Origin of the sequence: Kribbella sp. (assembly GCF_035655035.1) — a bacterium.
In the GTDB taxonomy this organism is placed as follows: domain Bacteria; phylum Actinomycetota; class Actinomycetes; order Propionibacteriales; family Kribbellaceae; genus Kribbella.
The window spans coordinates 1-11,593 of the sequence record NZ_DASRVN010000034.1; the positions used below are offsets into that span (position 1 = coordinate 1).

Here is an 11,593-nt window from a genome sequence, read left to right on the forward strand (position 1 = left end):
GCGATGGTGGCCGGCGACCTGGCCGGTGCCGCGGAGTCCGATCTCGCCGCCCTGCAGGCGATCGGCGACGCGCTGGCGGGTACGGACAAGCCGCTCGTCAGTACGTCGGGCACCGGCATGCTCGCCCAGCTCCAGCAGGGCCGGGTCGCGACCGAGGAGGACTACGACCCGAACGGCGGCTACCGGATCGACGCGGAGAACTTCGTCGTCGACCTGGCCGGGAAGGGCGTCCGTACGTCCGTCGTCCGGCTGCCGGCCATCACCCACAGCCGCCTCGACCTGCACGGGTTCGCCCCGGCGCTGATTTCCTTTGCCCGGCGCAACGGTTTCGCGGCGTACGTCGGCGACGGCACGAACCGCTGGCCCGCGGTGCACACGCTCGACGCGGCGCGGGCGTACCGCCTCGCCCTGGAGTCCGCGCCCGCGGGCAGCCGGCTGCACGTCGTCCAGGACGAAGGCATCGAGTTCCGCACCATCGCGGAGGCGATCGGCCGCGGTCTCGGGCTGCCGGCTCGTTCGGTGGGTGCCGACGAGGCGGCGGAGTACGTCGGCTTCCTGAGCCAGTTCGCCATGATGGACAATCCGACGTCGTCGGCCCGGACGAGTGAGCTGCTCAACTGGCAGCCCACCCACCCGGACCTGCTCGCCGACCTCGCGGAAGGCTTCTACTTCGAGGAGCGCTAGACCTTGAGGACCGGCGCGACGGTCTTCGACTTCGAGCCCTCGTACGCCGCCAGGAGGATGCCGAGCACGGCGATGCCTTCCTCCTCGGTGTGCAGCGGGCGCTGCTTGCCGGCCAGCGAGTCGGCGAAGTGGCCGATCTCGGCGACGAACGTGTCGACCGGCTCGAACTCGAACGTCTCGGTCTCGCCGGAGCGGAGCCGGTACGAGAGCGTCGTACCGTCGCTGGTCAGTGAGCCCAGCTCGCCGACGGCGGAGAAGCGTTCGGTGGACGCGGCCGGCTGGTACGCCCAGCTGGTCACGAGCTGACCGACGACTCCGTTGTCGAACCTGATCAGGACCTGCGCGGAGTCCTCGCCCTCCATGAACTTCAACCGGTGCGTGGAGAGCATCGCGGTCGCCTCGACCGGCATACCGCCGGCCAGGTGCAGCATCAGATAGGTGGGGTGGTACCCGGTGTCAATGAGCTCGCCACCGCCGCTCGTCTTGCTGCTCGCCCGCCAGCCCATCGTGCTCGGGTCGAAGTCGTTGTAGAAGCTGTCGGTCGTCCGTACCTCGTAGACGGTGCCGATCGTGCCGGCCTGCAACAGCTCGCGCGCCTTCGCGACGGCCGGCATGAACAGCTGGTTGTGCGCGCACATCAGCGTCACGCCGTTCTCGGTCACCGCCTTGCGGACGTCGGCCGCCTCCTCCGCGGACAGGCACAGCGGCTTCTCGCAGAGGATGTGCTTACCGGCCTCGGCGGCCGCGACGATCGCGTCCCGGTGCAGGTCGTGCGGCAGACAGATGTCGACCGCGTCCAGCTCCTCGTTGGCGAGCATCTCCTTGTAGTCCGTGTACGACGCCGCGCCCAGCTCCTCGCCACGCTTCTTCGCGGTCTCGGCGACCGCGTCCGCAACCGCGGTCACACCGATCCGGTCAGCGTGCGCCGTGTAGCCCTTGATGTGCGCCGATGCGATCCCACCCGCGCCGATCAACCCAACCTTGATCATCGGCTACTCCCTCTCAGCTGTAGGAAATGACTTGGTTGGACTCGGCGGCCGCGTTCGCCGCGACCACGAGCCTGGTCAGCTCGACGGCGCGCTCGATGTTCTCGTCCGCGCGCGTGTTGTTGTTGATGTGGTCCACCCATTGCCCGAAGGCGTCCTGGGAGTGCTCGGGTACGTCGACCTGCTCGCCGTTCACCAGCAGCACATTGCCGGCGTCCGTGTACGTGAGCGTGCCGTCGGTGCCGAACAGCTCGATCGTGAACGGGTTGCTGCTCGCGAACCCCGCCTCGATCACGCCGATCCGCTGGTCGCCGTACCCGGCCACCACGACAGCGTTGTCTTCCAGCCCGCGACCGGCCACCGAGCGGTACGTCGCACTCACCGTCTCCGGGTGCGCGCCGAGGAACAGCTGGGTGAGGTACACCGGGTGGCAGCCGAGGTCGGTGAGCGCGCCGCCGATCGCGGCCTTCGGCTCGAAGAACCGCTGCGGCAGCCAGCCCTCCTTGCCGTCGCGGCCGATCGCGCCGTCGTGCGAGAGCCGGACCCGGCCGTAGGTCAGCGTGCCGAGCGTGCCCTTGTCGAGTACTTCGCGGATCGCCGTCGTGTAGCCGTGGTACAGCCGGGGCAGCGAGACCACCAGCTTCACGCCGGCGGCGTCGGTGGCGGCGACGATCTCCTCGGCCTCGGCCACCGTCGGAGCGAGAACCTTCTCGGTGAAGATGTGCTTGCCGGCCTGGGCCGCCTTCACCATCACGTCGCGGTGTACGTCGGTCGGCGTCGTGATCACCACGCCGTCGAGATCGTCGCGCGCCAGCAGGGCGTCGAGATCACCGGTGTACTCGGCGCCGAACCGCTCGGCGCCCTCGCGGCCGCGGTCCGCGTCGTCGTCCCAGACGGCCACCAGGTCCGTCCCCGGGTGCGCCTGGGCCTGTCTCGAGTAGTCGCCGGCATGCACGTGCCAGAAGCTGAGCGTCGCGATCTTCAGTGGATTGGACACGCTGGTCCTCCTCAGTGGAGCCTGCGGAAACGTTTCTGATCGACCGTCGGCAGATCACGGTACAACGTTGTCAGGAGTCCGCAACAGGGTTCTTCCGAGGGCGTTCACACGCTGAGACTCGTGCGCAGTCCGGGTGCTTATAGTTATCCGGGAGTCCTTCATTAGGTGAGGAGTACCGCGATGTCCGACGAGCCGGCCGGCGGGGATCTCTCACGGCTCCGCCAGCTGAACGCGGCCGCCGTACTGCGGGAGTCGCGCGGCACGCAGCCGCTGACGCTCACCGAACTGTCCAAACGCACCGGGCTGTCGCGCGCTTCCACCGAGGACGTCGCACGGGACCTCCTCGGCCGCGGCTGGCTGACCGAGGTCGCCCCCGCCCCCGGCACCGTCGGCCGCCCTGCCCGCCGCTACCGCTTCAACTCCGGCGCCGGCCGCCTGCTCGGCGTCGACGTAGGCGGCCACAAGATCCTCACCCTCGTCACCGACCTCGACGGCGAAGTCCTCCACCAGGCGCGCGTCGACGTCCCCGCAGACGCAGGCCGCCGCGAACGCCTGGCCGCCGTAGACCACTGCATAACCAAAGCCCTCACCGCAGCCGGCATCCCCACCAACCCCCGAGCACCCGGCACCCCGCCAGCCCACACCTCCACGGGAGCCAGGGCGGGTGCTGGTGGTGCGTGGATTTGGGCTACCGGGGTTGCGACTACGGGGCTGGTGGATGGTGTGGGGAAGGTGATGTTGTCGGACTCGTTGCCGGAGTGGAGTGGGGTGGATCTGGGGGCGCATGTACGGCGGTTGGTGCCGGGGGCGGTGCGGGTGGAGAACGACTGCAAGCTGGCGGCGCTGGCGGAGACGTGGCGTGGGGTGGCGCGGTACGCGAAGGATGTCGTGTTCCTGCTCGCCGGGCTGCGGACCGGCGCCGGGCTGATCATCGACGGGAAGCTGCACCGCGGGTTCGCGAACTGGTCCGGGGAGATCGGCGCCCTCCCGGCCGCGGGCTGGCAGCAAGCCCCGCGGCATCTCCACACCTGGCTCGAGAACAACCCACCCACCACACCAGACCCCGCGCGAAACGGTGGTTCGGCGAGTGGGGTCGAGCGGGTGTTTGTGGCTGCGCGCGGAGGTGATGACGCGGCGCGCGTGGCTGTGGAGGGGTACGTCGGGGATCTCGCGATCGGGGCGTCGGCGCTGGTGCTCACCCTGGATCCGCAGCTGGTGGTGATCGGCGGCGGATTCTCGCGGTCGGCGGACGTACTGGTGGAGCCGTTGCGCCGGGAGCTGGAGCGGTGGTGTCTGCGGACGCCGGAGATCCGGGTGTCGTCGTTCGCGGACGAAGGGGTCGCGCTCGGGGCGGTCCGGCTCGCGCTGGACGAGGTGGAGGCGGCCATCACCGACGGCCTCAGACCTTGACATAATTTCCCAGGACTCCATGATTATCCCATCGCTACGCCGAGCGAGAGGAAGCATCATGATGCGGCTCGTCACAGCCCTCGCAGCAATCGGTCTGCTGCTACCGACCCAAGCGGCAATGGCAACCGATGGCACCACCCGCACCTACACGACCTCCGACCAGGTCATCGCCAACCAGGAGCGCGGCTTCTACCACCACGCCGAGACGCACTACTACGCCGACAACTCCGGCTACGTCCCGCTGGACGTCAACAAACTGCGGGGCTTCCGCACCCAGGAGCACATCACCCAGATCCTCCGGTTGTTCTACCTGGAGAAGTTCGCCAAGCAGGACGTGATCGACAAGCACTACCTCGACCTCATGCAGGCCGACTTCGACATCGCCCGCGCCGCCGGCGTCAAGATGATCGTCCGCTTCGCCTACGCGCTGCCCGGCGCCGGCTGGCCGCCGCCCACGCCGTACGGCGACGCTCCGGTCTCCCGCGTCGTCAAGCAGATCAAGCAGCTCACGCCGATCCTGCGGAAGAACGCGGACATGATCGCCGTCGTCCAGTCCGGCTTCGTCGGGCTCTGGGGCGAGGGGTACTACACCGACTACTTCTCGAACCCGGCGGACCCGAGCCAGGTCTCGGACCAGAACTGGGCCGACCGCAAGGCCGTGATCGACGCGCTGCTCCGGGCGCTGCCGAAGGACAAGATGGTCCAGGTGCGGACGCCGTACATGAAGCAGCGGATGTACGGCGTACCGACCGGGACCGCGGGCGGGTTGACGGCGCAGCAGGCGTACGACGGATCCGCGGTCGCGCGGATCGGGCAGCACAACGACTGCTTCCTCGCGAGTGCCGACGACTTCGGGACGTACCTGAGCGACCCGATCGAGCTGGACAAGGATTTCGTTGCCCAGGACACCAATTACGTCCCGGAGGGCGGCGAGACCTGTGGTGTGGACGCGCCGCGCTCGGAGTGGCCGTCGGCGGCGGCCGAGATGGCGCGGCTGCACTTCTCGTTCCTGAACATCGAGTACCACCCGGACGTGCTGGCCAGCTGGGGTCCGAACATCGAGATCGCGAAGCAGAAGCTCGGATACCGGTTCGCGCTGACTCAAAGCACCGTCAAGCAGTCCAATGGAAGCATCAACGTCAAGCTGCAGCTGCGAAACGACGGGTGGGCCGCGCCTTACAACCCGCGTCAGGTGCAGCTGATCTTCCAGAACAGCAAGCACACGTTCAAGTACACCGTGCCCGCCGACCCCCGCCGCTGGAGCGCCGGCGCCCTGACCTCCCTGAACTGGACTGTGAAGGCTCCCCCGGTACCAGGCCAGTACCACGTGCTGCTCAACGTCGCCGATCCGCACCTTCAGTCCCAGGCGAAGCTGCCAGGCTCCAGCGAGACGTACAACGCGGTCTACGCCGTACGCTTCGCCAACAACGGAACCTGGCAGCCCAACACCGGCTACAACGACCTACAGCAAACGGTGACCATCGGATAGGTGCAGTGGTCGAGCCAGCCGTCGCCCAGGTGATCCGGAGGTGCCCGGGCTACGGCTGGGCTTCGGGGGTTGCCTGGGCTGCGGCTTGCGGGAGGGCGGGTGGTTCGGGGCGGGTGGGGCGCGGGATGCCGGCGGCGGCGTACGCGTCGGGCTCGTCGAGGGTTTCGTGTTCGAGGAGCTGGTCGGCGATCGAGTCCAGCTGGGGGCGGTGTTCGCGGAGCAGCCGGCGGGCGTCGGCGTAGCACTGCTCGATCAGCCGGCGTACCTCCTCGTCGACGGTGTTGAGCAGCTCGTCGGAGACTCCCGCCATCCGGGCGTCGCCCTCGGCCGGGAGCACCGACACCGGGCCGATCGCCTCGGACATGCCCCAGCGGCCGACCATCGAGCGGGCGATCCGGGTCGCGGTCTCCAGGTCGCTCTCCGCGCCGGTGGTGACCACCCCGAGTACCTCCTGCTCGGCGGCCATCCCGCCGAGCGCGCCGATGATCCGGCCGCGCAGGTACTCCACGTCGTACCCGTACCGGTCGGTCTCCGGCGTCGACAGCGTCACCCCGAGCGCCCGCCCGCGCGGGATGATCGACACCTTCCGCACCGGGTCCGCGCCCTTCTGGATCATCCCGAGCAGCGCGTGCCCGCCCTCGTGGTACGCCGTGCGCCGGCGCTCGTCGGCCGGCATCACCACGTTCCGCGCGGTACCGAGCTGGATCTTCTCCAGCGCGTCGGTCAGGTCCCGCATGGTGATCTGGGACTCGCCCTGCCGGGCCGCCGCGAGGGCCGCCTCGTTCAGCAGGTTCGCCAGGTCCGCGCCGGTCATCCCCGGCGTGGACCGGGACAGCGCGCCCAGGTCCGCGTCCGGCGCCAGCGGCTTCCCACGGGCGTGCACCTTGAGGATCGCCTCCCGCCCCGGCTGGTCCGGCGCGTGCACGGTGATCGTCCGGTCGAACCGCCCGGGCCGGAGCAGCGCCGGATCGAGTACGTCGGCCCGGTTCGTGGCGGCGAGTACGACGACGCCCTCGGTACCGGAGAAGCCGTCCATCTCGGTGAGGATCTGGTTCAGTGTCTGCTCGCCCTCGTCGTGGCCGCCGACCGAGCGCGCGCCGCCCCGGGCCCGGCCGATGGTGTCGATCTCGTCGATGAAGATGATCGCCGGCGCCACCTTCCGCGCCTCGCCGAACAGCTCCCGCACCCGGCTCGCGCCGACGCCAACGATCATCTCGATGAACTCCGACGCGCTGGCGGAGAAGAACGGTACGCCGGCCTCCCCCGCGGTCGCCCGCGCGAGCAGCGTCTTACCGGTACCGGGCGCACCGGCCAGCAGCACGCCCTTCGGCGCCCGCGCGCCCAGCCGCCGGTACTTCTCGGGATCCTTCAGGTAGTCGACGACCTCCTCGATCTCGGCCTCGACCTCGTCGATCCCGGCGACGTCCGCGAACGTGACCCGGACCGTACTCGGGTCGACCGGCTTCTTCTGCTGCCCGCCACCGCCGAGCAGCCCGCCCAGTCCGCCGCCCAGTCCGCCCCCGGCCCGGCTGCGCCGGAACAGCCAGAAGTAGAACGCCGCGATCAGGATGAACGGACCGAGCGAGATCAGCAGGTTCCAGAGCACGCCGCGCTGCTGGACGACCGGCGTCGCCCGGACCGTGGCGCCGCCCTTCTGCAGCTCGCCGTAGAGGTTGTCGTTCGCGAACGTCGGCCGCTCGGTGGTGAACTTCGTGTACGTCGACCCGCTCTTGCCCGGGATGTCCGCGGCCTGCTTCAGCCGCCCCTGGATCGTGTCGCCCTGAGCGAAGACCTCCGCGACGTTCTGCTTCTGCACCTGCGCGGCGAAGTCGGTGTACGCGATCGTCTGCTCACCGCCGGCCAGCTGGTCCTGCATCGTGGTGAGCAGGAACAGCACGAGGTAGCCGCCGATGATCCACGCCGCCCACTTCCACCAGCGCGGCCGCCGCGGCTTGTCGTCGTCCCCGTGCCCGGCGGGCAGGCCCTCGGTCCGCCACGGCTTGTGCGGCTGCCGCGGCGACCGGTCGTCCTTCCGGTCGCCGTTCTGGTCCGCACCGTTCGGTTCGGAGGCCTGGTCCTTGGCCGGTGGCTCCTTCTCGCTCATGCTCCCCAACATAGGACCTTCCAGCAATGGCGCGCAGTAGGCTGCCGCATGGCCACACCGCTGATCCTCGACTGCGACCCCGGGCACGACGACGCGCTGGCGATCCTGCTCGCGGTCGCCGATCCCGCCGTCGACCTGCTTGCCGTGACCACGGTCGCCGGAAACCAGACCGTCGACAAGTGCACGCTCAACGCCCGCCGGGTGCTGTCGCTCGCCGGCGTCACGTCGGTCCCGGTAGCCCGGGGCGCCGACCGGCCGCTGGCCCGCGAGCTGCGGATCGCGGACGACGTCCACGGCGGAACCGGCCTCGACGGACCGACCTTCACCGGCACGCCCGCCGTACCCGAGTCCGAGCTGTCGGCACACGACCTGCTGGTCGACATCCTCAGCCGAACCCCGGCGACGATCGTGGCGACCGGTGCGCTGACCAACATCGCGCAGCTGCTCATGGAGTCGCCCGAGGCCGCCGCGAACATCACCGAGATCGTCTGGATGGGCGGCTCCACCGGCCGCGGCAACATCGCGCCACTGGCGGAGGCCAACGCGTACGTCGACCCGGAGGCGGCGGAGGTGGTCGTGGACTCGGGGATCCCGTTCACGATGTGCGGCCTGAACGTGACGCATCAGGCGCTCGTCACCGACGACGTCCTCGCCCGCCTCGAACGGATCGGCACGCCGCTCGCCCGGGTGTGCGGCGAATGGATGACGTACTTCGCGTCGACGTACCGGAAGGTGTTCGGGTTCGAGTCCCCGCCGCTCCACGACCCGGTCGCCGTCGCCCGCGTGATCGACCCCGCGATCGTGCACTGCGTCGAGGCCAACCTGATCATCGAGACCGCGGGTGACTGGACCGCCGGCGCCACGGTCGTCGACCTCGACGGCTACACCGGTCGCCGGCCCAACGCCAGGATCGCGGTCGAGCTGGACCGGGAGGCGTTCTGGGACAAGATCATCGGCGCGGTCGCCGCCCTCGGGTAGGTCTTCCGTCTGCTGACAGCGGAAGAGGCTTCTCCTGCGTCACCCAGTAGCTCAGGGTGGAGGTGTCGAAGGAGGACACCCATGTACGTCGAACGCTCGACCGCCACCTGGCCGCCGCCCGGACCCGAGGTCCCGGGTCCGTGGCCCGGACAACCCCGGGAGCCGTCCAAGCCCGCGGAACCGAACCCGATCCTGCCCACGTGGTACGAGCCCGCATCGATCACGGTGGAGCGGGAGCTGGCCGACCGGCTGCTGGCGCAACGGGTGATCCTGGTCGGCGGGCGGCTGGACGACGCGCTCGCGGAGCATGTGACGGCACAGTTGCTGCTACTGGATGCCCAGAGCAACGATCCGGTCAAGCTGCACCTGTCGTCGACGGACTCCTCGCTGGAGGCGGCGCTGTCGGTGGCCGCGGCGATGGACCTGGTCGGCTCCCCGGTCCACGCCGTCGCGCGCGGTACCGTCCGCGGGCCCGCGATCGCCGTACTCGCCGCTGCTGAACGTCGCGAGGCCCACAAGCACACGATGTTCGTACTGTCGGTCCCACCGTTCACCGCGAACGGAACCGCCGACGAGCTCGCCGCCCTGGCAGCCGAGTACGAACGGCAGGTCGCCCGCCTCCGCGACCTCGTCGCCCACGCAACCGGCCGCCCGGCCGACGAGGTGGCCGAGGACCTCGCGACGGGCCGCGTCTACTCCGCCGAGGAGGCCGAGACGTACGGTCTCGTCACCCGCCTCCACTAGCAACCGTTCAGGTGAACGTCAGGACCAGGCGGCCGTTGGTGGTGGCGGTGGCTTGGCGGCGCCAGGCGGGGGTGATGTCCGCGAGAGTGATGGTTTCGTGGGCGACTCCGATGGCGCCTGCCGTGGCGTGTTCGAGTACGGCGGTGAGCGCGTCGCGGCGCTGGTCGGCGGTCAGGGCGTTGTTCGTGTAGCCGAGTACGCTCGCCGACTTGCTCCGCAGTACCGACGACGAGAAGACGGCCTCGTCACCCGCGGAGCCGCCGAGGTTGACCAGCCGTCCGCCCGGCGCGAGCACCCGGGCGGCGGCCGTCGCGGCGACACCGAAGACGGAGTCGACCACCACGTCGTACGGCCCGCCCAGCCGCGCGGTCAGCTCGTCCACATCGGGGCTCAGGGCAACCACCTCGTCGGCGCCGGCCGCCAGCGCCCGGTCCCGCGACGCATCCGACCGTACGACGGCCACCACGCGCGACGCCCCGAGTACCCGGGCCGCCCCGATCGCCACCTGCCCGACCGCGCCGCCTCCACCGAGCACCAGCACCCGCTCGCCCGCCCGCAGCCGCGCCCGCCACGTCAACGCCATCCACGCGGCGACCCCGGACAGCCCGATCGCCGCCACCGCCGCATCCTCCGCGCCCGCCTCGAGAACCACCAGATCCCCGTCCGGTACGGCGGCCCGCTCGGCGAGGCTGCCGTCGCCCGGGCTCATCCCGGCGGACGTCGCGAAGAACACCCTGGTCCCGGGTGCGACCGTCGCGGACTCCTCCACCACGCCGACGCCCTGCACGCCCGGGACGTACGGCAACGCCGGCGCGCCGAAGTACGACGTACCGGAAGCGCACAGGAGATCCAGCGGGACGATCGGCGCCGCCGTCACGCGGACGATCGAACGGCCCGCACCCGCGACCGGGTCGGGATGTTCCGCATGCGTCGGCGGTTCACCGTGGGTGTGCAGTACTGCGGCGCGCACGCGTTCTCCTCAGGTGGTGATGTCGGGGTAGGGCAACGAGTGGTGCCGCAAGGCCTGCCCGTACGCCTTCTGGTACTCGAGTGGACCGTGGTCGCGTTCGAACATCGCGATGAACAGGGTCAGTGTGAGGAACGGGTGCGCTCCGAGCTCGAACAGGGCGACGTGGTCGTGTTCGCGGAGCGCCTTCCGCTCCTCGTCGGTGAAGGCGAGCCAGGTCGACCGCTCCGCGACCACGCAGTTCAGCACCTGGTTGGCCATCTCCCGCTCCCACCACTCGACCGTCCCGGCCGCATCGCTGCGGTACCGCTCCACCAACGACGGGTCCCGGTCGACGGTGTAAAGGAACTTGTTCAGCAGGTACTTGCTCATGCCGGCACTCCGTTCGGGTACCAGGTGAAGTACGCCTCCATGGTGTGGAACAGGTCCAGCGAGTCCACGTGATCCGCCTTCGCGCCGGCACCGGCGACGCCCATCATCAGCAGGAAGTCCATGAACCCGTGGGTCGCGTTGCCGGGCAGGTGCAGGCTGTCCAGCGTCACCTCGGCCAGGCAGCCCTCGATGTCGCCGCCTGCGATCCACTCGACGGCCTTCCGGTCGAACGCCGGGTCCGGCCCGTGCTCGCCGAACTGCCGCGGCCCGCCCAGCTCCAGGGACAGGTGGCCGGTACCGATGATCGCGACCCGCTTGTCGACCGGCCAGGACTCGACCAGCCGCCGGATCGTCCGGCCGAGCTCGACGAACCGCCCGGGGCGCGGCAGCGGCGGGGCGAAGATGTTCGTGTAGATCGGCACGATCGGCAGGTCCGCGTCCGGGCGGAGCGTGATGATCGGGCAGGTGATGCTGTGGTCGATCCGCAGTTCGTTGCTGAAGGCAAGGTCGAAGCCGGCGTCCAGGCCGTCGCGGAGGATGTGCCCGGCGAGCTGCTCGTCACCGGCCAGGCGCATCCGCGGCAGACCGAACTCGCGTTCCTCGTTGTACCAGTTGGCATCGAAGTACGGCGCCTTGCCGACCAGGAACTGTGGCATGTTGTCCAGCCACAGCTGGTGGAAGTGGTCGCTGCCGACCATCACCAGGATGTCCGGGCGGGCCTTCGTCAGGGTCTCCCGGAACGCCTCGATCTTCGCCACCCACGCATCGGCGAACGGTGGCCGGTCGGCACCGGTCGCGGTGCTCGCGCGGTAGTAGAACGGATGGTGGGTGGAGGCGATCACCGCGGCGACTGTGGCCATCT

11 protein-coding genes are annotated in these 11,593 nt (G+C 69.9%); 5 read left to right on the forward strand and 6 right to left on the reverse strand.

The genetic code is table 11. The features are described from left to right. Positions 1–684: 3-beta hydroxysteroid dehydrogenase (locus VFF46_RS02260; RefSeq protein ID WP_325035293.1), on the forward strand; the 684-nt coding region annotated here is incomplete at its 5' end. On the opposite strand, the gene VFF46_RS02265 is transcribed toward VFF46_RS02260, so the two are convergent. Both VFF46_RS02265 and VFF46_RS02270 read right to left on the reverse strand, forming a co-directional pair. After that, positions 681–1,673: a Gfo/Idh/MocA family oxidoreductase gene (locus VFF46_RS02265; RefSeq protein ID WP_325035294.1), complete on the reverse strand. Its 993-nt coding sequence runs from the start codon at positions 1,671–1,673 to the stop codon at positions 681–683. The genes VFF46_RS02260 and VFF46_RS02265 overlap by 4 nt on opposite strands. Before the next feature lie 13 nt (positions 1,674–1,686). Beyond that, complete coding sequence (locus VFF46_RS02270) at positions 1,687–2,667, reverse strand: Gfo/Idh/MocA family oxidoreductase (RefSeq protein WP_325035295.1); 981 nt, start codon at positions 2,665–2,667, stop codon at positions 1,687–1,689. 180 nt (positions 2,668–2,847) lie between these two features. Here VFF46_RS02270 and VFF46_RS02275 point away from each other — a divergent pair, with 180 nt between their 5' ends. Continuing rightward, positions 2,848–4,077: an ROK family protein gene (locus VFF46_RS02275; protein WP_325035296.1), complete on the forward strand. Its 1,230-nt coding sequence runs from the start codon at positions 2,848–2,850 to the stop codon at positions 4,075–4,077. 58 nt (positions 4,078–4,135) lie between these two features. Continuing rightward, the gene (locus VFF46_RS02280; RefSeq protein WP_325035297.1) at positions 4,136–5,566 is read left to right on the forward strand and encodes a DUF4832 domain-containing protein; all 1,431 of its coding nucleotides are present in this window, start codon (positions 4,136–4,138) and stop codon (positions 5,564–5,566) included. 49 nt (positions 5,567–5,615) lie between these two features. On the opposite strand, the gene ftsH is transcribed toward VFF46_RS02280, so the two are convergent. Continuing rightward, complete coding sequence (gene ftsH / locus VFF46_RS02285) at positions 5,616–7,670, reverse strand: ATP-dependent zinc metalloprotease FtsH (protein WP_325035298.1); 2,055 nt, start codon at positions 7,668–7,670, stop codon at positions 5,616–5,618. Between the two features lie 48 nt (positions 7,671–7,718). Here ftsH and VFF46_RS02290 point away from each other — a divergent pair, with 48 nt between their 5' ends. Together VFF46_RS02290 and VFF46_RS02295 are read left to right on the forward strand one after the other, a co-directional pair. After that, entirely contained in the window at positions 7,719–8,648 is a 930-nt protein-coding gene (locus tag VFF46_RS02290; RefSeq protein ID WP_325035299.1) for a nucleoside hydrolase, read from the forward strand. 81 nt (positions 8,649–8,729) lie between these two features. Next, positions 8,730–9,392: an ATP-dependent Clp protease proteolytic subunit gene (locus VFF46_RS02295; protein WP_325035300.1), complete on the forward strand. Its 663-nt coding sequence runs from the start codon at positions 8,730–8,732 to the stop codon at positions 9,390–9,392. A 7-nt stretch (positions 9,393–9,399) separates the two neighbouring features. On the opposite strand, the gene VFF46_RS02300 is transcribed toward VFF46_RS02295, so the two are convergent. From VFF46_RS02300 to VFF46_RS02310, 3 genes are read right to left on the reverse strand one after another with little or no spacing between them, the layout of a single operon-like run. Continuing rightward, entirely contained in the window at positions 9,400–10,362 is a 963-nt protein-coding gene (locus VFF46_RS02300) for a zinc-binding alcohol dehydrogenase family protein (protein WP_325035301.1), read from the reverse strand. 9 nt (positions 10,363–10,371) lie between these two features. Continuing rightward, positions 10,372–10,731 carry a hypothetical protein gene (locus tag VFF46_RS02305; RefSeq protein ID WP_325035302.1) on the reverse strand — a complete coding sequence of 120 codons (360 nt, stop codon included), beginning with the start codon at positions 10,729–10,731 and terminating at the stop codon, positions 10,372–10,374. Beyond that, positions 10,728–11,591, reverse strand: coding sequence for a hypothetical protein (locus VFF46_RS02310; RefSeq protein ID WP_325035303.1), 864 nt, complete (start codon positions 11,589–11,591; stop codon positions 10,728–10,730). The genes VFF46_RS02305 and VFF46_RS02310 overlap by 4 nt, the downstream gene beginning before the upstream one ends. Positions 11,592–11,593: the final 2 nt, after the last annotated feature.